Origin of the sequence: Mycobacterium sp. RTGN4 (genome assembly GCF_033804635.1) — a bacterium.
In the GTDB taxonomy this organism is placed as follows: domain Bacteria; phylum Actinomycetota; class Actinomycetes; order Mycobacteriales; family Mycobacteriaceae; genus Mycobacterium.
The window spans coordinates 73,474-94,399 of the sequence record NZ_JAPZLB010000003.1; the positions used below are offsets into that span (position 1 = coordinate 73,474).

Here is a 20,926-nt window from a genome sequence, read left to right on the forward strand (position 1 = left end):
GGGCGATTGTCGCTCCAAGCCGGGCAACTCGAACTCGCACTTTCCGGGCCGACACGCCAGCTGAAGATCCGGCTAGCTCCCGCTGGTGAATTCGGCTGGGAGCCCGTCGATTCCAGCCTGAATGGCCTTGAGTGCGTCGTCGCGGGCCTTCAACTTGCTGGCGCGGTGCGCCTTGACGTGCAAGGTCGTCGCGAACTCCGCCGCCACCTGCTGGGCGCGCGCCAGCACCTGCTCCGGTTCGACCAGCTCGTCGAGCCAACCGCCGGCCACCGCGTCGGCGCCGACGAACGTCGCAGCCAGCGCGACCGCGCGCTGATACGCCGCCCGCGTCAGCCGCATCCGCATGATCTCGATCGCCGAAATCGGCAGTACCATCCCGATCGCGACCTCGTTCGCCTGGCACTTCGTCTTCGCCGAGCCCACCCGGTGGTCGCCGCTCAGCAACAGGAACGAACCCATCGCGATGGCAGGTCCGGTCGCCGCGATGACCACCGGCACCGGGAACGTCAACAGCCGGATCGACAACTCGAACCCGCCCGACAACATGCCCAAGGCCGCTGCCGCGTCACCGGAGTTGAACACGCTCAGGTCGAACCCGGCGCTGAGCACCCGCGAATTGCCCGCCAGCACCACGGCCTTGACCTCGCCCGCCCCGGCGGCCTGCTCGGCACGGTCGAGCGCCGCGCTGAGGTTCTGCTGCATCGCAGGCGACAGCACGTTGACCTTGCCGTCGTCGAGCGTGATCGTCGCAACGGACTCGGTCTGCTCGTAGTTCACGGTCATGAGGCCGATGTTACTTACCGCCGTTAAGCGGCCGTTCGGGGCCGTCGGCTAGTTCGCGCCCGTGTGGTGTCGGCCCGCCACGCCCTCTTTGATCCAGGGGAAGTCGAGCTCGTTGGTTTGATCGAACTGCGTTGTCCGCCAACGATCCTGGGTCTCCTTGATCGCGCGGTTCATGCGGTCGATCTCGGCCCGGAACATCTCGGGCCTGGTTTCCTTGGACGCGTAGTGGAAGTACGTCAGCACCGTCCGCAACAGCTCCAGCTTCTGCTTCTCGCGCTTGGCCAGATCATGCGTGGTCAACATCTCCAGGCGCTGCACCGGTTGCAAGGTGGCCCAGTCCAGCACCATCTTCGTCTCGAACTCCTGCCGCTTGTTCCACGACTTCGAGATTCCGGATTCGCGATCTGGCCGAGGCTTGTCGTAGTAGGTCAGGGTCCCGTCGAAGCGCGACCGGATGTTGCCGCCGAGTTCCTCACGGCTGATCGCCGAGTCCCACACCGTTCGCCATTCTTGTGCTGGGGCCAAGAACGTGAGTTCGCTGGGAAGATCCAGCTCTGCGACTTCCGGTGGCCCGTCGTACTCGTTGTCCTCGTATGCGGCGACAGTTGGCGGGTTCACGAAGTCGAGCTTGATGTCATAGGCCGCCGTCGAGCCGAAATTCCGTACGACGAGCTCGATCACGTGCCAATCGGACGAGTGTGGCTCCATGTACATCGCCACCTGCGGCCGCACCTGCGCGGTCTTGAGCTGGCGATTCTTCTTCACCTGCCGGTGTGTGTAGAGGAGCACGACGACACCGAGCAACAAGGCCGCCCACGCCGCGATGGCCAGCCATCCACCCGAGCCCAAATGGGCCAGGTCAGCCCAACGATCCCTAATCCAGTCCACTGCGCCCTCACGTGGTCGGTCCTTGCCCCCCCCGACACTAGCCTTGGCCGCCGATCGGGTAAACACGTCGCTCGGCGGCTGCTAGCAAACGCAAACACGGTAGCGCGAAGGCCCGATGGGCGCAGCGTGGGGGCCTCTGGGCGCGGTCAGGGCGCAAACAACGGCATCCTTGCCGTTACGACAACGGCAGTTCCACGCCCGAACTCGTCACGCTGCCGAAGACCTCCAGCGAGTCGGGCTCGGTGTCGGTTGGCACGTCGAAAACGATGCCCACTTCTTCGGTGGCACCTGCCGCGATGTCGACGGTCGCGGTGCCGGTGAGGTAGAAGTTCGCTTCTGGGTCGGCGTCATACGTCTGGCCGCCTGCGTTGAGCTTCTGTTGGGCCAGCAGCAACGTGTTCGACGACGAGCCGTTGTTCGTGACATTGAAGTACACGACGAAGTACTCGCCCTTGGCCGTCACCTCGAGGGAGTCGCTGATCGAGGACGTGATGGTGTCACCCGTGTCGGTTCTCGAGAACTCGTACGTGAGGTCGCCGTCGGTGACCTCGGCGCCGCCGGCGGCCGGTGTGGACGTCTCCGTGTCCGTGCTCTCCGGCTTCGAGGTCTTGGTCGAGCTCGACTTCGTCTGCGACGTAGAACTGCTCGCCGAGGTGGTCGACTTGTCGTCCTTGATCACGAAGAAATAGACCAGCACCAGCGCCGCGATCAGAACCAGCGCGACCACCGCGCCGAGGATCCCGAGCACCAACTTGTTGCTGCCGCCGCCCGATCCACCTGGCACGCCACCGAACTGACCGCCCGGGGGCGGCGGGGCGAACTGTGCGGATTCGTAGGAGGGCGGACCGTACGCCTGGGCGGCGGGCGCTTCGTACGGGGTTCCGTACGACGGCGCGGCGGGGGCCTGATAACTCGGCGTCGAGGGGGCATCCCAGGACGGCATCGGCGGCGTCTCCCAGGAGGGCGGTGCCGCGGGCGGCTCAAAGCTCGGGGTGGGCTCCGCCGGAGTCGGTTCGGGAGTTGGCGCGGATGGAGTTGGCTCGGCAGCGGCTTCGGCGGGCTCGGGGGCGGGCTGAAGCGGTGTGACCGTCGTCGGCTGATCGGGAAGCGACACGATGGACGTCGGCTGCTCGCTCGCCGGAACCTCCGCGGCGGGTGGCTCCACAGGCGCCGCGGGCGGAGTGCGATGCTCGGTCCAGCCGATGCCGTCCCAATACCGCAGACCACCTGGCACTTCGATGTCGGGATACCAACCGGCGGGCGTGGGCGGTGTGGTCATCGCAGGGTCCTCCCCGTCACGCGCCCATCGGGCGCTGCGAAACCGGACAATAGCGCAGGCCTGTAACCGTCGGGCTAATTACCTTCACGCCGACTGTGAATCATCTGCACTGTGAATCATCCGCCCATCACGGCGCGCCACTGGTCCAAATCGCTGGCCCGGTAGACGTAGTTGCTCCGGCGCACCTCCGACAGCGTCGCGCTGGACTCCTCCGAATACCAGTGCCCTGGGTACACCGTCGGATCGCCCGGTAGCCCGGCGAGCGCCTGAAGGCTGCGGAACATGTCGTCGACGTTGCCGCCGGGGAAGTCCGTGCGGCCGCAGCCCTCGAGGAACAGCGTGTCCCCGGCGACGAGCTTGCCATCGAGCAGGAAGCACTGGCTGCCCGGCGTGTGGCCCGGGGTGTGCAGCAGCTCGATCTCGACCGCGCCGACGTCGACCTTGTCGCCGTGGTCGTGGCCGGTCAGTTCGCCAAGGGGGATGTCGGTGATTCGCGAAACCCAGTCTGCCTCATTGTTGTTCACGTGCACCGGCACGCTGACCCGCTCCAGCAGCTCGGCCAGCCCCTTGAGCTCGAAGCCCATCATCGAACCGCCCACGTGGTCGGGGTGATGGTGGCTGACGAGCACGCCAGACAGGTGCATGCCGTCGTTCTCGAGGATGTCGAGCAGGTCGTTGGCCGCGTAGGCCGGGTCGACCACCACGCAGTCGCCCGTGTCGCGGTCGCCGATCAAGTAAGCGAAGTTGCGCATCTGCTGGGCGATCATGTCGCTTGCCGCAAAGTCGTGTCCGGACAACAGCTGTCGGAAGTACAGGCGGTCTTGATCGGCGGAAGCGGCCATGGCCCAACACTAGGTGGTGGCGCCTCGGCCGCAGACCGAGGCTCCGTTGCCGCCGATGACGCCGAGGTTTATGGTTCTTGGCAGGAATCATCCAGGCGATACACAGGAAGACGGCGACGTGACGGCGACGGACGGGGCCTCTGCGGCAGGCAGGCGGGGCTTGCTCGTGCTCGCCGCCGCAGGCGCGTTGGCGGTGCTGCTGTTCGTGGCTGGACTGTTCGTCGCGGTGGCGGCAGGCGACGGCGCCGCGGCCGCACATCGGGGTGAGGCGCGCGCAGGCAACTTCGCCTACGTGGTGCACCGCGTCGAGACCACCGACGTCATCGCCGATCCCGAATTCCCGGAACACAACATCACCGCCGCCGGGCAGTTCGTCGTCGTCAAGCTGACCGCCACCAACGTCTCCGGCCACCGTCAGACGCTCCGCACGGCGTTCGACACGGTCTTCGACGGCAGCACCGAATACAGGGTCGACGATGCGGCGTGGCGTTACGTCGGGGCAGCGAGGCCGGCCGTGGCCCCGGGCAAGTCCATCGACGCGGCCGTCGTGTTCGACGTGCCGAAGGGCGTGGACCTGGATTCGATCGTGCTCCGCGACGGCCGATTCGCCGAGAGCGTAGCCGTCGCACTCTGACGGTTTGGCGAGGCAAACGCCGAGAATGTACCCTCTTTAAGGCCCACGGCATGGACGAAACTTCTCGCCAGGGCCCGAAGAAGTAGAGCAGGCCCCCTTAGCTCAGTCGGTAGAGCGTTTCCATGGTAAGGAAAAGGTCAACGGTTCGATTCCGTTAGGGGGCTCGGTGGAGCTAGGCGAGCACAGCGACGGGAGAAGCTGAAGCTAGCTATAGGCACCCGGCACGGCGGTGTAGCTCAGCTGGTTAGAGCGCACGACTCATAATCGTGAGGTCGGGGGATCGAGCCCCCCCACCGCTACAGATCGACAACGCATTTCTCTGAAGAAGGACGACAGACGTGGCCTCAAGTACAGACGTACGGCCCAAGATCACCTTGGCCTGCGAGGTGTGCAAGCACCGCAACTACATCACCAAGAAGAACCGCCGCAACGATCCCGATCGGCTGGAGCTCAAGAAGTTCTGCCCGAACTGCGGGACGCACCGCGCGCACAAGGAATCGCGTTAACGGTCAACCCGCGGGGGTAACCCCGAGGGTTGAAGGGCCAGGTTCTAGAACCGTGTCGCTTTCTCCGAAAATCGTCGGAATGCACTTTCGCTACCCCGACTTCTATGAAGTTGGGCGCGAGAAGGTGCGTGAGTACGCCGTCGCCGTCAAGAACGACGATGCCGCCTATCACGACGAGGCGGTCGCAGCGGGACTCGGCCACGGCTCGCTGCCCGCGCCGCTGACGTTCATCTCGGTGTTCGGGTACCAGGCGCAGACGGCCTTCTTCGCCAACGCCAACATCGATATTCAGGACGAGCAGATCGTGCAGGTCGACCAGGAGATCAAGTTCGTGGCTCCGATCAAGGCCGGCGACCGTCTGTACTGCGACGTCTTCGTTCACTCGATTCGGCAGGCCCACGGCACCGACATCATCGTGACCAAGAACATCATCACCAACGACAAGGGCGAGACCGTCCAAGAGACGTACACGACCTTGGCTGGTCGTTCGGACGACAGCGGAAAGGGCTTTTCTGATGGCACTGCGTGAGTTCAGCTCGGTCAAGGTGGGCGACGAGCTTCCGGAGCGCGTGATCCCGCTGACCCGGACCGACCTGGTGAACTATGCCGGCGTTTCCGGTGATCTGAACCCCATCCACTGGGACGACGAGATCGCCAAGCAGGTCGGCCTGGATACCGCGATCGCCCACGGCATGCTGACCATGGGACTCGGCGGCGGCTACGTGACGTCGTGGATCGGCGATCCCGCCGCGGTCACCGAGTACAACGTCCGGTTCACCGCCGTGGTGCCGGTGCCCAACGACGGTGTTGGTGCCGAAATCATCTTCAACGGGCGAGTGAAATCCGTTGAGCCCGAGACGAAGTCAATCGTCATCGCAATTTCGGCGACCACCGGTGGAAAGAAGATCTTCGGCCGCGCTACCGCGACCGCGAAGCTGGCGTAGCAATGCCACTCAAAGCCAACATCCAGGGGATGGTGCATCACTATCCCGACAGCTTCAAGATCGGTCGCGAACAGGTCCGCCAGTTCGCCCGCGCGATCAAGGCCGACGATCCGGCGACGTTCGACGAGGACGCGGCCGCCGCGCTCGGCCACGACAACGCCGTTGCGTCGCTGACGTTCCCGTCCATCCTGGCTCTGTTGGTGCAGCAGGACTTCTTCCGCAAGGTCGACGTCGGCATGACCACCATGCAGATCGTTCAGGTGGATCAGAAGTTCGTCTTCCACCGGCCCCTCGTCGTTGGTGACACGCTCCGCGCGTCGTTGGAGATTCAATCTGTCGTCGAGCGCTTCGGCGCGGACATCGTGGTCACGCGAAGTGTCTGCGTGAACGCCGACGGCGAAATCGTCCTGGAAGCTTTCACCACGCTGATGGGCCACGATGGCGACAACTCGATCTCCGTCAAGTGGGACCCGGAGACTGGCCAGGTCGTCCGGTCCGCGGTGGGGGACTAGTCCTGGATTAGTCCCGCGGGCAGGAGCGAAGCGACCGGGGGATTAGTCAGTCGGAACTGGGCCGATGTACACTCAGTCCTCGGGGTTTCGCCCAATTTAGCGCGCTGTCCGTCGGTTTCTGATCGGCCGATCGGGGAGCGCGTGAATTGTGTAAGCCCCGAACGCAGGTTGGCCTGCCAACCTCTAGGGGCGTAGCTCAACTGGCAGAGCAGCGGTCTCCAAAACCGCAGGTTGCAGGTTCAAGTCCTGTCGCCCCTGCTGAAGGCGAATACTCGACAGTCGTGGACACTGGAAGGTGACCACGACACAAGACGAAAGGCACGCGGTGAGCGACAAGCGCGACGACGTCGACTCCGACGTCGACGATGTCGACGACATCGATGCCGTAGACGACATCGACTCCGTGGACGAGGCCGCCGTCAGCCCCCGCGGGAACACCGCGGTGGTGGCCCGGCCGCAGCGGCCCACCGGCAAGCGCCCCCGGCGCGAGGTCGTCGACGCCGACGATGACGACGCTCCCGCCGCCGACGCCAAGGGCGGATCGTCCAAGAACGGCGACGGCAAGAAGCCCAAGAAGGTCAAGCAGAAGTCGGGCAAGTCGCGCAATCCGATCGCCTTCGTCATCAATTACCTGAAGCAGGTCATCGCCGAGCTGCGCAAGGTGATCTGGCCTAACCGCAAGCAGATGGTCAGCTACACCACGGTGGTGCTGGTCTTCCTGGCCTTCATGGTGGCGCTGATCGGCGGCGTCGACCTCGGCCTCACCAAGCTCGTCACGCTGGTGTTCGGCTGACAACTGCCGCCCGCTAGCGCCGAGCAGAAGACGTTTTAGAGAGGATTGACAACCGTGACAACCTTCGATGGCGAAACGCCCTCGGGTGTGTCCGACGCGCTCGCCGAAGCCGCGGACCCGGCGATCGTGATCGCCGACGAGGCTGCGGAGTCGCTGGAACAGAACACCGCGGAAGCGGTGGCTGAAGCAGGTGACGCGGAGCCCACCGACGAACTAGTGGCCGATGAAGCAGCCGCCGACGAAGCGGCCGCTGAGGAAGCGCCCGCCGAAGACGAGGACATCGACCCCGTCGAGGCACTGAAGAAGGACCTCCGCCTCAAGCCCGGCGAATGGTATGTGATCCACTCCTACGCCGGCTACGAGAACAAGGTGAAGGCCAACCTCGAGACACGCGTGCAGAACCTCGACGTCGGGGACTACATCTTCCAGGTCGAGGTGCCCACCGAAGAGGTCACCGAGATCAAGAACGGCCAGCGCAAGCAGGTCAACCGCAAGGTGCTGCCCGGCTACATCCTGGTTCGTATGGAGCTGACCGACGAGTCGTGGAGCGCGGTGCGCAACACGCCCGGCGTCACCGGCTTCGTCGGCGCGACGTCCAAGCCGTCGCCGCTGACGCTGAACGACGTCGTGAAGTTCCTGCTGCCGCAGGGCGCGGCCAAGAAGGCGGCCAAGTCCACGTCGGGGGGCGCGTCGGCGGTGTCTTCGGAGGCCACCCTCGAACGTCCGGAGATCCTCGTCGACTTCGAGGTCGGCGAGTCCGTCACTGTCATGGACGGCCCGTTCGCGACGCTGCCCGCCTCGATCAGCGAGGTCAACGCCGAGCAACAGAAACTCAAGGTGCTGGTGTCCATCTTCGGACGCGAGACCCCCGTTGAACTGACCTTCAACCAGGTCACCAAGATTTAAGAACAACAAAACCAGAAAGAGCAGGACCGAACACTCATGCCCCCCAAGAAGAAGAAGATCACCGGGCTGATCAAGCTGCAGATCGAGGCAGGCAAGGCCAACCCCGCCCCGCCCATCGGCCCCGCATTGGGCCAGCACGGCGTCAACATCATGGAGTTCTGCAACGCCTACAACCAGGCGACGGAGAGCCAGCGCGGCAACACCATCCCCGTGGAGATCACCGTCTACGAGGACCGCAGCTTCACGTTCACGCTGAAGACGCCGCCGGCTGCCAAGCTGCTGCTCAAGGCTGCAGGCGTGCAGAAGGGCTCCGGCGAGCCCCACAAGACCAAGGTCGCCACGGTGACGTGGGATCAGGTTCGCGAGATCGCCGAGACCAAGAAGGAAGATCTCAACGCCAACGACATCGACGCCGCTGCCAAGATCATCGCCGGCACCGCAAGGTCGATGGGCATCACCGTCAAGTAGCTTGCGGATTGACCAGACTCCGTCAAGTAAGCAGTACCCAGAACGCGTGGGAGGGCCAGCTTCGGCCCGCGAACCACGAATCCAGCACAACGATTGGAAGATGAATGAGCAAGAACAGCAAGGCATACCGCGAGGCCGCCGAGAAGATCGACCGCGACAACCTCTACACCCCGCTCGAGGCCGCGAAGCTGGCCAAGGAGACGTCGTCGAAGAAGCAGGACTCCACCGTCGAGGTGGCGGTCGTGCTCGGCGTCGACCCGCGTAAGGCCGACCAGATGGTGCGTGGCACCGTCAACCTGCCGCACGGCACCGGCAAGACCGCCCGCGTCATCGTGTTCGCCGTGGGTGACAAGGCCGAGGCCGCGTTGGCCGCAGGCGCCGACGAGGTCGGCAGCGACGACCTGATCGAGAAGATCCAGGGCGGCTTCCTCGACTTCGACGCCGCGATCGCGACGCCGGATCAGATGGCCAAGGTCGGCAAGATCGCCCGCGTGCTCGGCCCGCGTGGCCTGATGCCCAACCCGAAGACCGGAACCGTCACCCCCGATGTGGCCAAGGCCGTCAACGACATCAAGGGCGGCAAGATCAACTTCCGCGTCGACAAGCAGGCCAACCTGCACTTCGTGATCGGCAAGGCGTCCTTCGACGAGACCAAGCTCGCCGAGAACTACGGCGCCGCGCTCGACGAGATCCTGCGTGCGAAGCCGGCCTCCTCGAAGGGCCGCTACCTGAAGAAGATCGTCATCGCGACGACGACCGGACCGGGCATCCCCGTCGACCCGGCCGTCACGCGTAATTTCACCGAGGCCTGAGCGCGTCTTGCCGCGAGCGTGCGGGTCTGCACGCAACACGCCGCTGTTGCGTAGGAGTTCGCGCACGTTCGCGGTGGCTATCGCTGCGATCATGCTCCTGATGACTCCTTCGACGGCTGCCGCCGATCCGCCGCCGGTCTCCCCGCAAGCCGCGGCTGCGGGTTTAGTCGACGTGCTCAGTGTCGTGCCGGACGCGGTCATCAACCTGCGGTACGCGACGGCGAACAACTTCGTCGGCGTACCGCTCTATCCGGCCGACGCGCGTTGCCTGATCCACCAGTCCCTCGCGCCCGGCCTGGCGACGGCCGCCGATACTCTGCGCCGCAACGGCGAGCGGCTGGTGTTCTGGGACTGCTACCGCCCGCACGACGTTCAGGTGCGCATGTTCGCCGCCGTGCCGAACCCGAACTGGGTGGCCAAGCCAGCGGACTACGCGAAGAGTCATGAGGCCGGACGGTCGGTCGACGTGACGATCGCCGACGGGCACTACGGGTGGCTCGTCGACATGGGCACCGACTTCGACGACTTCAGCCCGCGCAGCCTGGCCTACGCCACCGACGGCGTCTCGGCCGCGCAGCAGGCCAACCGCAAGCGACTGCGGGATGCGATGAGCGCCGGCGGGCTGACGGTCTACGAAGGGGAGTGGTGGCACTTCGACGGCCCAGGCGCCGGCGACCCGCGGCCGATCCTCGACGTGCCCGTCAACTGAAGTCACACTCCGCGAGTCTGCGTGCAAGGAACTCGCGCGATTGCGCGGAACCCGGATGCGCCAATGACTTTCGGTACCAATCCGCCGCCTCGGCGGTCCGTCCGGCCCGCCGCAGCAGGTCCGCCCGAATCGGAGACACGGTGTTCGACCGGGCCAGTCGGGGATCGTCGGCCACCTCGTCGAGCGCGGCGAGCCCTGCCTCGAACCCGTCGCGGAACCCGACCGCAAGCGCGCGGTTGGCGCGCGCCACGGGAGAGTCGGTGATGGCGATCAGCCGGTCATACGCCCCGCAGATCAGCACCCAGTCGGTCGCGGCCCAGCTTGGCGCCGTCGCGTGTGCCGCGGCGATAATCGCTTGCGGCAGATAGCTGCCCGCAGCCCCCTCGGCCGCGCGCAACCGGTCCAGACCGCGTGCGATGCGGCCGCGGTCCCAGCGGCTGCGGTCCTGCTCGTCGAGGGCAACCAGGCCGCCTTCGGCGTCGACGCGGGTGGCTCGGCGCGAGTCGTGCAGCAGCATCAGCGCCGCCAACGCCTGTGCGTCGCGGGATTCTGGCATCAACTCGCAGAGTTCACCGGCCAACCGCACACCTTCGTCGCACAGTTCGTCGCGGATCGCCGACGGGCCCGCCGTCGACCAATAGCCCTCGGTGAACACCGAGTAGAGGCACGCCAGCACGTGGGGGGTGCGCTCGGCCAACAACTCGGCGGGCGGCACGCGCAACGGGATGTTCGCGCTGCGAATCTTGCTCTTGGCCCGCGTGATTCGCTGTCCGACGGCGGCCTCAGACTGCAGTAGCGCTCGCGCGAGCTCTGGCACGGTGAGCCCGGAGATCAACCGCAGCGTGAGGGCCAGTTGCGACGCGGCGTCCAACGCGGGGTGCGCGCACATGAACATCATCCGTAGTTCGTCGTCGCGGACCGGATGCACATCGACGCCTTCCATGCGGGCCGCATCATCCTTCACGGCGGCGAATTCCTTTTCCGGCCTTGTGGATTCACGACGAAACCGGTCGAGCGCCCGGTTGCGGGCGACGGTGACGATCCACCCCCCGGGACGCTCGGGTACGCCGTCGCGGGTCCACACCCGAAGCGCCTCGGCGAACGCTTCCTGGACGGCGTCCTCGGCGACGTCGAGGTCACCGGACCAGCGGGCCAGAGCCGCGACGGCCGGTCCCCACTCGCGCCGAAAGACGCCGTCCAGGTTGGTCATTCAGCGTCGGCTACAGCGCCGAGATACCGGCCAGCTGGCGCAACTCCACGTTCGTCGCGGGGATCATCGAGGCCAGCTTGGCGGCCTCGTCCCGGTCGGCGGCCCGCAACAGGTAGAACCCGTTCGCGACTTCGGCGCCCTCGACGTACGGGCCGTCGGTCAGGATGGTCTTTCCATCGCGCACCCGCACGGTCGTCGCGGTTGTCGGCGGGTGAAGTGGTGCCCCGCCCAGGACGTGATCGCCTGCGACCTTGCCGAACTCGACGTGCGCGCCGACACTGCGCTCGAACTCCGGGCTGTCCGGCGGGTTCACGTCTCCCGGCGACTCGAGCAGCAGGGCCAGCCAGTCGCTGCCCACCGAAGTGGTCGGGGCGTTCCAATGCACCATCGGCCAGACCTCGATGCCGCCGCGCTTGGCGGCCGGGATCCGCTGCGCCAGCGCCAGCGCATCGTCGAGGTTGTCGGCCTCGAACACGTAGTAGCCTCCGGCCACCTCGGTGCCCTCGGCGAACGGGCCGTCGGTGAGCACCGGTGCGTCGGGGCCGCCGCTGATCCGGATGCCGTCGGAGGCCGCGGCCAGCGCGTCGCCCGCCCGGATCGCCGATGCGGCGTATTCATGAAAGCTCTGGTAGGCGGACATCTCTGCGGCGATGTCCTCAGGGGTAGGAGCCTCGGTGGGCTCGGGTCCAAGTAGCAGCGCGAAGTAGTACATCGTCATTACCTCCGGTAGTGAGCGCGACCCTGTGTCCCACTCTCTACTCGTTCGACGAACGACGCCAAGCAAATCCGACAGCCGTCGCTGAGATTGGCAAAAATGGGGCTCGGTTTGCCCTTCCCAACGCAACGATCTGTGTGATCGTTTACCCATGCGTAAATCGGCGAAAGCGCTCCTCCTCGTCCTTGTTGCCCTTATTGGTTCAGTCGGCCTCACGATCGGGGCGGCTTTCTCGGCGGCATTCGCGTTCGGGGCTGCGGTCGCGCTGATCGTGCCCGGCACCGGCACGCACAACGTGCTCGACATCCCCGAGTACCGGGGCAACGCGGCCCTCCGGTACATCGATCCGGTGTCTGGGAGTCCGCAGTTCTGCACCAATTCGAACCCGGCCGATTGCGCTACGACAGGCGTGCCCTACCCCGCGACGTTCTTTCCGCTGGTGATCTTCTCCGGCTGGTGCCCGGGTTTGAGTTGCGATACCTGGAACAAGTCTGTCGGAACGGGCGTGACCAATCTCGACGATGAAGTGCACGACCAAATCCAGGCCGATCCGAATCAGCAGATCGTCATCTTCGGATACTCGCAGGGCGGCGCAGTGGTCTCGCAGGAGATGTACAAGCTCATTGCGGACCCGACCGTCGACAAGAGCAAAATCTCCGTCGTCACGATCGGCAACATCAACAACCCGTTGGGGCTGTGGTCGCGGCTCAGCTTCCTGCCGACGATCCCCTTCCTGGACATCTCGTTCGGCCCTCAGTTGCCGACCGAGGGAATCAAGAGCACCAACTATTCGTTCGAATACGACCCCGTCGGGGACGCGCCTCAGTACTGGGGGAATCCGGTGGCGATGCTGAACGCGCTGGCCGCATTCGAGTACGTCCACGGCTACTACCTGTCGCCGAACGAAAACGGTGAAACCGACACGCTGCCATACGGATACAACGACGACACGTTGGCCTACGCGATCGCCAATACGGCGAAGGTGGACACCTACAACGATGCAACCTTTGTGCTCATCCCGCAGCAGGGCGCGCTGCCGATCTACCAGCCGTTCGTCGACCTCGCGAACACCACCGGCACCCGCGCGCTCGTCGACCCGGTGATCTCGCTGGTTCAGCCTGTCACCAAAGTGCTGATCAACCTCGGCTACGACCGCACGACCAACCCCGGCATAGCGCGGACGTTGTCGATCCTCCCGGCGAATCCGTTCCAGAACTGGTTCAAGGTAGGAGAGGACCTCGCTGGAGGTGTCGTCGAGGGCGTTACCAACGTCGTCAACGGCGTCGACGTTACGAAGCCGCCCACGACGCCGCCGGCTGACACCGCGCTCAACGACCCGGGCTCCTCGAACGTGACGAACCTGGTGTCGACGAAGACGCCGACCGTCGTCGAAAAGGACACCGCCACGGACGTCACCCCCGCCGCCAAGGTCAAGGACACTCCTGCCAAGACCACGGTCACCAAGCTGAAGGACGTCACCAAGAAGCGGCCGGTCGCCACCGCCATCAAGAAGGCGGCCGACAAGGTGGGGTCCGAGGTCAAGGCGACCGTCGACAAGGTAAAGGCCGCGGTCGCCAAGGCCACCGCGCCCAAGGAGAGGAAGGACGCCACCGAGGCGAAGGCGAAGGACGCCGCGTAGCCGGACGCAAAACGCCCCGGCACTCGCGAATGAGTGCCGGGGCGTTTTACGTGTGGAGCGCGGCTATACGGCTGCGCCAGGCTTCAGGTAGGTGACCAGGCTGACGTCGATGGTCTCGTCGATGAAGTAGTACTGGCAGCCGGTGAGGTACTTCATGTACCGGTTGTAGTTCTCCTCGTCGGTGGCCGCGATGGCTTCGTCCTTGGCGTTCTCAAGCCGGTTGGCCCAGATGCCGAGCGTCTTGATGTAGTGATTGCGCAGTGACAGCGCCTCGGGCACCGTGAAGCCGGCCTTCTCCCCGTGATCAATCATCATCTGGGTGGTCGGAACGCGCCCTCCGGGGAAGATTTCGGTGATCATGAACTTGACGAACCGGGCCAGTTCGAACGTCAGCTTCTTGCCGCGATCGGCGAGGTCGTAGGGGTGGTACCCGACGCTGCTCTGAATCGTCATCCGGCCGTCGTCCGGCGTGATCTCGAAGCACGACTTGAAGAAGTCGTCCCAGCGGTCCCTACCGAAATGCTCGAACGCCTCGATGGAAACGATCCGGTCGACGGGCGAGTGGAACTGTTCCCAGCCCTCGAGCCGGACGTCGTACGTGCGCTTGCTGTCGAGCTTGCTCAACAGTTGGTCGCAGTACGCCTTCTGGTTCTTGCTCAGCGTGAGGCCGATGACGTTGACGTCGTACTTCTCCATCGCGCGCTGCAGCGTCAAGCCCCAGCCGCAGCCGACTTCGAGCAGGGTCATGCCAGGCTTGAGGTCCAGCCTGTCGAGGTGCTGGTCGACGTTGGCTATCTGCGCCTCCGACAACGTGGCGTCGGGCCCGGTGAAGAAGGCGCAGCTGTACTTGCGCGTCGGGTCCTGGAACACGCCGAAGAAGTCATCCGACAGGTCGTAGTGCGCCTGAATGTCCTCGAAATGAGGAGTCATGTCTTTGGTGCCGGTGGAGTTATCGGACATCTTTTCCCTGGTGGGCCTTTCTTCGCGGACAGCTGCGGGCAGCCGATCACGTTATGGGGGTGCTGCTGTGACCGCACGCTACGCGGCGTGGGCTCGAAGCGTAGGCAACTAGCCGTACACCCTAGCGTTTCGTCAGTGTTCGGCCATAATTACGCCTTCGTCAGCGTGAACTGGTTTACGTCGGCCTGGCCCAGGTGGAACAGCCGGGCGCACCCCGTCAGGTAGTGCAGGTACCGGTCGTAGACCTCTTCGGACTGCAGCGCGATGGCCTCGTCCCGGTGAGCGCTCAGCGCCTCGGCCCAAATGTCCAGCGTGCGGGCGTAGTGGGGTTGCAGCGACTGAGTTCTGGCGAGCGTGAAGCCGGCGTCGGCCGCGAGCTCGCCGACCATCTCCGTCTTGCACAGCTGGCCGCCAGGAAAGATCTCGGTCATGAGGAACTTGATGAACCGGGCGAGCTCCATCGTGAGCGGCACGCCGTTGGCCCTGGCGTACTCCATCGACACCCCGCAGATGGTGTGCAGCATCATGACGCCGTCGTCGGGCAGCACCCGGTAGGCCATCTTGAAGAAGTCGGGGTAGCGGTCGAAGCCGAAGTGCTCGAAGGCGCCGATCGACACGATCCGGTCGACGGGCTCGTCGAACTGCTCCCAGCCCTTCAGCAGCACTCGCTTGGAGCGCGGGTTGGTGGAGTCGGCGAACACCTTTTCGACGTGCGCGCACTGGTTCTCGCTGAGCGTCAGACCGATGACGTTGACGTCGTAGCGTTCGACGGCACGCATCAGCGTCGAACCCCACCCGCAGCCGATGTCGAGCAGCGTCATGCCGGGCTCGAGGCCGAGCTTGCCGAGCGAGAGGTCCATCTTGGCGACCTGCGCCGCTTCGAGGGTCATGTCGTCGCGCTCGAAATACGCACAGCTGTACGTGTGGGTGGGATCGAGGAACAACCTGTAGAAGTCATCTGACAGGTCGTAATGCGACTGCACGTCCTCGAAGTGAGGAGTGAGTTCGCCCATGAAATGGTCCGCCTTCCGAATGGTTCGTCGGCTTCCCAAGGTCTAGAGGAATTCGATGTCGACGCCGCAGCGCCGGTTGAATGTTACCCGCGGTAGCTGGGCTTACTTCGCCAGCGTGAACTGGCAGACGTCGATATAGCCGTCGTGAAAACCCTTGGCGCAACCGGTCAGGTAGTGCATGTAGCGGTCGTAAACCTCTTCGGACTGCACCGCAATGGCTTCGTCCCTGTGCGCTTCCAGCGCAGCCGACCACGTATCGAGCGTCCTGGCGTAATGCTTCTGTAAGGATTGCGTCCTGGTCAGCTCGAAGCCAGCCTTGGTCGCATATTCGCCCGCCATCTCGGTGGTCGGCAGATATCCGCCAGGGAAGATCTCGGTGAGGATGAACTTCACGAACCGCGCGATCGAGAACGTCAGCGGTAGCCCGGCCGCGGTCATCTGCGGAAGCGTGAGCGCCGTGATCGTGTGCAGCAGCATCACGCCGTCGTCGGGAAGGGCTTGGTGGGCCATCGTGAAGAAGTCGTCCCAGCGGTCCTTGCCGAAGTGCTCGAAGGCGCCGATCGAGACGATCCGGTCGACGGGCTCGTCGAACTCCTCCCAACCGTTGAGCAGCACGCGCTTGGTACGGACGCTGTCGTGCTTGGCGAACTCGCTCTCGACGTGCGCCTTCTGGTTCTCGCTCAGCGTGAGGCCGACGACGTTGACGTCGTACTTCTCTATTGCCCGCAGCATGGTGGAGCCCCACCCGCAGCCGACGTCGAGCAGTGTCATGCCTGGTTGCAGGCCCAACTTCCCGAGCGCGAGGTCGACCTTGGCGAGCTGGGCCTCTTCGAGGGTCATGTCGTCGCGCTCGAAGTAGGCGCAGCTGTAGGTCTGGCTGGGGTCGAGAAACAATCGGAAGAAGTCGTCTGACAGGTCGTAATGGGCCTGTACATCGGCGAAGTGTGGTTTCAAAACGGGTTTGCGTGTGGATTTGGCCATGGTCGCCCTCCAAGAGTTCAGCGCTTGGCATGAATCGCCGATGATCCGTAAAGCGCTGATGGATTCCCGGCCGATGCTACGTCGCTGGGCTGCCCGTCGGGACCTGAGCCAAGGTGCTCACGGAACTTCAGCAAACGTGGTTTTGAGCTCTCCGACGATCTCGTCCCACAGTGGCTCGGGCAGATCGTGGCCCATTCCGTCGAAAAGTACCAGGCGAGAGCGCCGGATCGCCTTCGCGACTGCGCGTCCACCGGACGGTCGCATCAGCCTGTCAGCGCGCCCGTGAATGACCAGCGTTGGCGCAATGATCATTTTGTCGTAAGAAATCAGACTCCCGCTGCCCATGATGGCCGCGAAGTGTCGGCCAACGCCGGCCGGGTAGTACGACCGTTCATAGCCTGCGACGGCGTCGGCCAGGATCTGTTCGTCGGGCGCGCGATAGCCCGGACTACCGATTATTTTATTGACGCGCACGGCATTTGCGAGCACGCCCTCCCGTGAGGTGTCCTTGGGCCGGGTGGTCACCGCGCGCAACTGGCGGGGACCAGGAGGCGGCAGCAGGGCCTTGTTGTTGCTCGAGAAGATCACCGCGAGGGTCTTGGTCCGATCCTGGTATCGGGCCGCGAAGATCTGCGCGATCATGCCGCCCATCGAGCCGCCGACGATGTGGGCCCGCTCGACGTGCAGGTGGTCCAACAGCGCCGCCGCGTCGTCGGCCATGTTCTCCAACGTGTAGACGGCCTGGCTCGGCTTGCCGAAGTAGGACCGAACCATGCGAGGCAGCAAAGGGGCGCCTGTGTGCTGGCCTTCGACCTTGCTGGAAAGTCCGACATCGCGATTGTCGTAGCGGATGACCCGCAAACCTTGATTCACGAGGCGTTCGCAGAACCCTTCGCGCCACAGCAACAACTGCGCGCCGAGGCCCATGATCAACAGCACGGCCGGGTCGTTCGGATCACCCATGTCCTCGTAGTAGATGTCCAAGTCACCCGAGCGTGCGGTGCCAGTGCGGACGTCCATCGAAGCCTCCAATGTCGTGGGGGCAAGGTGAATCCATACCCCCCCGGTTTGCTGCATTCTCTCACTAAGAGTTGCCGCTCTTCGAGTCCGTTACACCAGCGGTTTAGTTAGTAACGCTGACCAGCGGCCATCGCCCACCGGTTGGCCCACGCCCGGCATCCGTTTGCGGCTGTGACCCCCGCGGCGTTTGCGGCGCGGGTCAGGCGTCCAGGTCGTCGGAGTGCTCGCGGCTGACCTCGACCATGAAGTTGGCGAAGTAACCCGTCAGCGACGGATCGCTCATCATCTGCCACGTGGGTGCCAGCAGCTTCATGTAGCGCTCGACGTAGAGGAACTGCTTGCCGATGAGCACCAGCTCGCGGGGCAGCGTGACGTCGTAGGCGTCCGCCAGGGCCGACAGTTGCTTGCCGATCTCGGCGTAACCGAGGTCGCCCAGCGACTTCGTCGTGAGCGGAGTGGCAAAGGCGGCAAGGTCTTTCGCGGCCTGACCTTCCGGCTTCACGGTGCCGACGGCGCCCATCAGTACGACGATCTTGCCCGCAGCGGCGTGGTCCTTCTTGACCAGCAGGGCGTACACCAACTCGCGCAGCAGCCACCTGGTGCGGGGATCGATCCGGCCCATGATGCCGAAGTCGAAGAAGACGATCTTGCCGTCGGGATCGACGTAGAGGTTGCCCGCGTGCAGGTCGCCGTGGAACAACCCGTGGCGCAGTCCACCCTCGAACAGACTGAACAGCAAGGCCTTTACCAACTCGGTGCCGTCGAATCCGGCTTTGCGGATGGCCGCGACGTCGTCGATGCGGACGCCCTGGATGCGCTCCATCGTCAGCACGCGCTGGCTGGTCAGGTTCCAGTAGACCTGCGGTACCCGGATGTTCTTGCCCAGCGGCGACGCGTGCATGTGCGCAACCCACGCGTCCATCGACTGCGCCTCGAGCCGGAAGTCGAGCTCCTCGGCGAGGTTGTCCGCGAAGTCGGCGACGACGTCCTGCGCCGACAGTCGGCGACCCAGTTTGACCAACTCGGCGAGCTGCGCGCCGCGCTTGAGGATCTGCAGATCGGCCGCGACGCGGCGCCGGATGCCGGGCCGCTGGATCTTGACGACGACTTCCTCGCCGGAGTGCAGGATGGCGTAGTGGACCTGTGCGATGGACGCCGAAGCGAACGGCTGCTCGTCGAATGACTTGAACAGGTTGGCCGGGTCGTCGCCGAGTTCGTCCTTGAACAGCTTGTGCACTTCGGCGGTGTCGGCGGGCGGTACCCGGTCGAGCAGGCTGCGGAACTCGCGGCTCAGCGGCTCCCCGAACGCGCCGGGGCTCGACGCGATGATCTGCCCCAGCTTGACGTACGTCGGACCCAGGTCGGAGAAGGCTTGAGGGATCTGCTTGACGATCTTCTGTTGCAGGGATCCGCGGCCGATCAGGTTGGTGACGACCCGTGCTCCGGTGCGGGTGAGCTGCCACCCCGTCGCCCCGATTCGGGCGGCCTCGACCGGTAACGGCACCCGGTCCAGTTTGGCCACCTCGCGGTGCTTAGTCGTGGTCATCGCCCCAGTGTCTCAAAAGTGGCCGGTCGGCGGAAATTTCGTGTGTGCCCGTCACACGAAGCTGTGCTCCACCTCGGCGCGGCTGCGGGTCGGATCGCTACCCGGCACGTGGGTCGGCAACGTGTGCGGCGCCAGGGAAGGATCGACACCGGCTGCCACCCGGGCCTTGGCCTGCCCGAACTCGGGAATCGGACCCGCCGCCGTGTGCAGCCCGTTGATCACCGTCCACACCGCGGCCCGGCGCGCGGTGCGCTCGACGATGTTGGGGGAGCGGTGCGCGATCAGTTGCATGGCCCACTTCGGCATGGTGTCGCGGATCGCCCAGTCGACCGCGGCCTGCGGCATCGGAAGGTTGGATCCCGTGGCCATGGCCGCGCCGTGGGTGAGTGCCAGGCGTGGCAAATAGGACTCCAGACAGTCCAGCGTCTCGGCCTTCGTCGTGGGTAGGTCGGTTCCGCCGAGCGCGTGTCCCACCCTGACGAACTCGCCGTAGTAGCGGTCAAGCTTCTTGCCGCGCAACGGTTGTGGGTGATACATCTCGTGTGCGGTGGCCAGCCCCCACACGACCGTCGCATAGTTCCAGCGCAGCCAATCCGGATCGTCGGCGTCGTAGCGCGCCCCGTCGGGCCGCACGCCCTTGATGGTGTGGTGCATCGCCCGCACGGTCTGAGCCAGCCGCTCGGCGGTCTCGGTCGAGCCGTACGCCGTGCCGATGAAGAACGCGATGGAATGGCCCAGCCGGACCGCGGCGCCCTCGGGGTCGATGCGGGGTGTTCGGAGCGCCGCCTGATCCTCTTGGCTGTCGCGCTGGACCAGCCGCGAATGGTGCATGCCCATCCAGTAGATCGACGGATCAAGGCGTTCGAGGTAGGCCGCGCACTGCAGCCCGAATACCAGCGACTCCAGGTGAGAGTGCACGTGCCACACGGCGCTGCCGGGACCGAACCAACCGGGATCACCGACAGGGCCCCCGAATTCCATCCCGCGGAAGTAGTGTCTACGGACGTTGCGATCGAATCGTTCCTGCAGCATTTGCTCGACGATCTGGTGTGGCAACGGCAGCACGGCGCTCTCCCTGAAAACTTTGGCAACGGTTGTTGTCACTCTACTCAGCGGGCAGTGCCGTCACCAGGATTTTCGACCGCATTCTTAGGCTGATCAATTGACGAGTCCGACCAGATGGGCGGGGGTACCGCTCAGCGACCGGCGCACAGAGCGTCGGGCGCGCCTGGTCGAGGCCGCCTTCACGTTGTTCGGCCGCGATGGCGAGAGTGCCGTCACTGTGCGGTCGGTGTGCCGGGTGACCGAGCTCAACTCCCGCTACTTCTACGAGAGCTTCGCCAACACCGACGAGCTACTCGGCGCGGTGTACGACCACGTGGCGTTGCAGTTGGGCGAATTCGTCGGCGAGGCAATGATGGCGGCGGCCGAGGACCGGCGGGCTCAGACGTGGGCCGGTATCAGGGCGGTGCTGTGGTTCAGTGCGGCCGACCCGCGGCGTGGGCGAGTGTTGTTCACCGACGCGCACGCCAACTCCGTGCTCGCCGAGCGCAGGTCCGCCGCTGAGGACCTGCTCTTCCAGATGGTGGTCGAGGACGACGAGCGGTTCAACGCCGACGCGGACCCCGTCTCCGCGAGGGTCGCCGCGGCGCTGTACACCGGCGCAATGACCGAACTCGTCCACCAATGGCTGGCGGGCCGGCTGGGCACCGACCTCGATTCGGTCGTGGACTACTCGATGGCCAGGATATTGCCGGACATCTGAG

24 protein-coding genes and 3 tRNA genes are annotated in these 20,926 nt (G+C 65.0%); 15 read left to right on the top strand and 12 right to left on the bottom strand.

The window, feature by feature from the left end:
• Nucleotides 1-72 precede the first annotated feature (72 nt).
• From SLQ30_RS07200 to SLQ30_RS07215, 4 genes are all read right to left on the bottom strand, one after another.
• Entirely contained in the window at nucleotides 73-783 is a 711-nt protein-coding gene (locus tag SLQ30_RS07200; protein ID WP_319450742.1) for a crotonase/enoyl-CoA hydratase family protein, read from the bottom strand.
• A 48-nt stretch (nucleotides 784-831) separates the two neighbouring features.
• Nucleotides 832-1,671 carry a hypothetical protein gene (locus SLQ30_RS07205; RefSeq protein WP_319450743.1) on the bottom strand — a complete coding sequence of 280 codons (840 nt, stop codon included), beginning with the start codon at nucleotides 1,669-1,671 and terminating at the stop codon, nucleotides 832-834.
• A gap of 175 nt (nucleotides 1,672-1,846) precedes the next feature.
• Nucleotides 1,847-2,950, bottom strand: a complete 1,104-nt coding sequence (locus SLQ30_RS07210; RefSeq protein ID WP_319450744.1) for a DUF4352 domain-containing protein — start codon at nucleotides 2,948-2,950, stop codon at nucleotides 1,847-1,849.
• Nucleotides 2,951-3,066: 116 nt separating this feature from the next.
• On the bottom strand, nucleotides 3,067-3,792 hold the full coding sequence (locus SLQ30_RS07215) for an MBL fold metallo-hydrolase (RefSeq protein WP_319450745.1): 726 nt from the start codon (nucleotides 3,790-3,792) through the stop codon (nucleotides 3,067-3,069).
• 118 nt (nucleotides 3,793-3,910) lie between these two features.
• Between SLQ30_RS07215 and SLQ30_RS07220 the strand changes: the two genes are divergently transcribed.
• The 13 genes from SLQ30_RS07220 (at nucleotide 3,911) to SLQ30_RS07280 (ending at nucleotide 10,076) form a co-directional block, all read left to right on the top strand.
• A complete protein-coding gene (locus SLQ30_RS07220) occupies nucleotides 3,911-4,426 on the top strand; it encodes a DUF4352 domain-containing protein (RefSeq protein ID WP_319450746.1) in 516 nt (171 codons plus the stop codon).
• A 91-nt stretch (nucleotides 4,427-4,517) separates the two neighbouring features.
• Nucleotides 4,518-4,590: transfer RNA gene (locus tag SLQ30_RS07225), tRNA-Thr, on the top strand.
• Nucleotides 4,591-4,651: 61 nt separating this feature from the next.
• A tRNA-Met gene (locus SLQ30_RS07230) sits at nucleotides 4,652-4,725 on the top strand.
• 39 nt (nucleotides 4,726-4,764) lie between these two features.
• On the top strand, nucleotides 4,765-4,932 hold the full coding sequence (gene rpmG, locus SLQ30_RS07235; protein WP_011558336.1) for a 50S ribosomal protein L33: 168 nt from the start codon (nucleotides 4,765-4,767) through the stop codon (nucleotides 4,930-4,932).
• Nucleotides 4,933-5,011: 79 nt separating this feature from the next.
• Nucleotides 5,012-5,461, top strand: a complete 450-nt coding sequence (gene hadA, locus SLQ30_RS07240; protein ID WP_413467952.1) for a (3R)-hydroxyacyl-ACP dehydratase subunit HadA — start codon at nucleotides 5,012-5,014, stop codon at nucleotides 5,459-5,461.
• Nucleotides 5,448-5,876, top strand: a complete 429-nt coding sequence (gene hadB, locus SLQ30_RS07245) for a (3R)-hydroxyacyl-ACP dehydratase subunit HadB (protein WP_319450748.1) — start codon at nucleotides 5,448-5,450, stop codon at nucleotides 5,874-5,876. Before hadA ends, hadB begins: the two co-directional genes overlap by 14 nt.
• A gap of 2 nt (nucleotides 5,877-5,878) precedes the next feature.
• Entirely contained in the window at nucleotides 5,879-6,388 is a 510-nt protein-coding gene (hadC, locus tag SLQ30_RS07250) for a (3R)-hydroxyacyl-ACP dehydratase subunit HadC (RefSeq protein WP_319450749.1), read from the top strand.
• Between the two features lie 185 nt (nucleotides 6,389-6,573).
• Nucleotides 6,574-6,646, top strand: a tRNA-Trp gene (locus SLQ30_RS07255).
• A 67-nt stretch (nucleotides 6,647-6,713) separates the two neighbouring features.
• A complete protein-coding gene (gene secE / locus SLQ30_RS07260; protein WP_413467972.1) occupies nucleotides 6,714-7,181 on the top strand; it encodes a preprotein translocase subunit SecE in 468 nt (155 codons plus the stop codon).
• A 54-nt stretch (nucleotides 7,182-7,235) separates the two neighbouring features.
• Nucleotides 7,236-8,087, top strand: coding sequence for a transcription termination/antitermination protein NusG (nusG, locus tag SLQ30_RS07265; RefSeq protein WP_413467953.1), 852 nt, complete (start codon nucleotides 7,236-7,238; stop codon nucleotides 8,085-8,087).
• 36 nt (nucleotides 8,088-8,123) lie between these two features.
• Nucleotides 8,124-8,555, top strand: a complete 432-nt coding sequence (gene rplK / locus SLQ30_RS07270; protein WP_319450750.1) for a 50S ribosomal protein L11 — start codon at nucleotides 8,124-8,126, stop codon at nucleotides 8,553-8,555.
• A 104-nt stretch (nucleotides 8,556-8,659) separates the two neighbouring features.
• Nucleotides 8,660-9,367, top strand: a complete 708-nt coding sequence (gene rplA / locus SLQ30_RS07275) for a 50S ribosomal protein L1 (protein WP_319450751.1) — start codon at nucleotides 8,660-8,662, stop codon at nucleotides 9,365-9,367.
• 91 nt (nucleotides 9,368-9,458) lie between these two features.
• A complete protein-coding gene (locus SLQ30_RS07280) occupies nucleotides 9,459-10,076 on the top strand; it encodes a M15 family metallopeptidase (RefSeq protein ID WP_319450752.1) in 618 nt (205 codons plus the stop codon).
• Here SLQ30_RS07280 and SLQ30_RS07285 read toward each other — a convergent pair.
• Entirely contained in the window at nucleotides 10,069-11,286 is a 1,218-nt protein-coding gene (locus SLQ30_RS07285; RefSeq protein WP_319450753.1) for an RNA polymerase sigma factor, read from the bottom strand. The genes SLQ30_RS07280 and SLQ30_RS07285 overlap by 8 nt on opposite strands.
• A 10-nt stretch (nucleotides 11,287-11,296) precedes the next feature.
• Entirely contained in the window at nucleotides 11,297-11,998 is a 702-nt protein-coding gene (locus SLQ30_RS07290) for a YciI family protein (RefSeq protein WP_319450754.1), read from the bottom strand.
• A gap of 154 nt (nucleotides 11,999-12,152) precedes the next feature.
• Between SLQ30_RS07290 and SLQ30_RS07295 the strand changes: the two genes are divergently transcribed.
• Nucleotides 12,153-13,640: a PE-PPE domain-containing protein gene (locus SLQ30_RS07295; RefSeq protein ID WP_319450755.1), complete on the top strand. Its 1,488-nt coding sequence runs from the start codon at nucleotides 12,153-12,155 to the stop codon at nucleotides 13,638-13,640.
• Nucleotides 13,641-13,703: 63 nt separating this feature from the next.
• On the opposite strand, the gene SLQ30_RS07300 is transcribed toward SLQ30_RS07295, so the two are convergent.
• From SLQ30_RS07300 to SLQ30_RS07325, 6 genes are all read right to left on the bottom strand, one after another.
• Nucleotides 13,704-14,600: a cyclopropane mycolic acid synthase family methyltransferase gene (locus SLQ30_RS07300; protein ID WP_319450756.1), complete on the bottom strand. Its 897-nt coding sequence runs from the start codon at nucleotides 14,598-14,600 to the stop codon at nucleotides 13,704-13,706.
• A gap of 149 nt (nucleotides 14,601-14,749) precedes the next feature.
• Nucleotides 14,750-15,613, bottom strand: a complete 864-nt coding sequence (locus SLQ30_RS07305; RefSeq protein WP_319450757.1) for a cyclopropane mycolic acid synthase family methyltransferase — start codon at nucleotides 15,611-15,613, stop codon at nucleotides 14,750-14,752.
• 102 nt (nucleotides 15,614-15,715) lie between these two features.
• Nucleotides 15,716-16,594: a cyclopropane mycolic acid synthase family methyltransferase gene (locus SLQ30_RS07310; RefSeq protein ID WP_319450758.1), complete on the bottom strand. Its 879-nt coding sequence runs from the start codon at nucleotides 16,592-16,594 to the stop codon at nucleotides 15,716-15,718.
• A 117-nt stretch (nucleotides 16,595-16,711) separates the two neighbouring features.
• Entirely contained in the window at nucleotides 16,712-17,614 is a 903-nt protein-coding gene (locus SLQ30_RS07315; protein ID WP_319450759.1) for an alpha/beta hydrolase, read from the bottom strand.
• Between the two features lie 199 nt (nucleotides 17,615-17,813).
• Nucleotides 17,814-19,160, bottom strand: a complete 1,347-nt coding sequence (locus tag SLQ30_RS07320) for an AarF/ABC1/UbiB kinase family protein (protein WP_319450760.1) — start codon at nucleotides 19,158-19,160, stop codon at nucleotides 17,814-17,816.
• Nucleotides 19,161-19,211: 51 nt separating this feature from the next.
• Nucleotides 19,212-20,222, bottom strand: coding sequence for an oxygenase MpaB family protein (locus SLQ30_RS07325; protein ID WP_319450770.1), 1,011 nt, complete (start codon nucleotides 20,220-20,222; stop codon nucleotides 19,212-19,214).
• A 100-nt stretch (nucleotides 20,223-20,322) separates the two neighbouring features.
• Here SLQ30_RS07325 and SLQ30_RS07330 point away from each other — a divergent pair, with 100 nt between their 5' ends.
• A complete protein-coding gene (locus SLQ30_RS07330; protein ID WP_319450761.1) occupies nucleotides 20,323-20,925 on the top strand; it encodes a TetR/AcrR family transcriptional regulator in 603 nt (200 codons plus the stop codon).
• Nucleotide 20,926 lies beyond the last annotated feature (1 nt).

Coding starts and splice junctions, on each gene's coding strand:
- SLQ30_RS07200 (WP_319450742.1), bottom strand. CDS start 783: ATGACCGTGAACTACGAGCAGACCGAGTCCGTTGCGACGATCACGCTC.
- SLQ30_RS07210 (WP_319450744.1), bottom strand. CDS start 2,950: ATGACCACACCGCCCACGCCCGCCGGTTGGTATCCCGACATCGAAGTG.
- SLQ30_RS07215 (WP_319450745.1), bottom strand. CDS start 3,792: ATGGCCGCTTCCGCCGATCAAGACCGCCTGTACTTCCGACAGCTGTTG.
- hadA (WP_413467952.1), top strand. CDS start 5,012: ATGCACTTTCGCTACCCCGACTTCTATGAAGTTGGGCGCGAGAAGGTG.
- hadB (WP_319450748.1), top strand. CDS start 5,448: ATGGCACTGCGTGAGTTCAGCTCGGTCAAGGTGGGCGACGAGCTTCCG.
- hadC (WP_319450749.1), top strand. CDS start 5,879: ATGCCACTCAAAGCCAACATCCAGGGGATGGTGCATCACTATCCCGAC.
- rplK (WP_319450750.1), top strand. CDS start 8,124: ATGCCCCCCAAGAAGAAGAAGATCACCGGGCTGATCAAGCTGCAGATC.
- rplA (WP_319450751.1), top strand. CDS start 8,660: ATGAGCAAGAACAGCAAGGCATACCGCGAGGCCGCCGAGAAGATCGAC.
- SLQ30_RS07280 (WP_319450752.1), top strand. CDS start 9,459: ATGCTCCTGATGACTCCTTCGACGGCTGCCGCCGATCCGCCGCCGGTC.
- SLQ30_RS07285 (WP_319450753.1), bottom strand. CDS start 11,286: ATGACCAACCTGGACGGCGTCTTTCGGCGCGAGTGGGGACCGGCCGTC.
- SLQ30_RS07290 (WP_319450754.1), bottom strand. CDS start 11,998: ATGTACTACTTCGCGCTGCTACTTGGACCCGAGCCCACCGAGGCTCCT.
- SLQ30_RS07295 (WP_319450755.1), top strand. CDS start 12,153: ATGCGTAAATCGGCGAAAGCGCTCCTCCTCGTCCTTGTTGCCCTTATT.
- SLQ30_RS07300 (WP_319450756.1), bottom strand. CDS start 14,600: ATGTCCGATAACTCCACCGGCACCAAAGACATGACTCCTCATTTCGAG.
- SLQ30_RS07305 (WP_319450757.1), bottom strand. CDS start 15,613: ATGGGCGAACTCACTCCTCACTTCGAGGACGTGCAGTCGCATTACGAC.
- SLQ30_RS07310 (WP_319450758.1), bottom strand. CDS start 16,594: ATGGCCAAATCCACACGCAAACCCGTTTTGAAACCACACTTCGCCGAT.
- SLQ30_RS07315 (WP_319450759.1), bottom strand. CDS start 17,614: ATGGACGTCCGCACTGGCACCGCACGCTCGGGTGACTTGGACATCTAC.
- SLQ30_RS07320 (WP_319450760.1), bottom strand. CDS start 19,160: ATGACCACGACTAAGCACCGCGAGGTGGCCAAACTGGACCGGGTGCCG.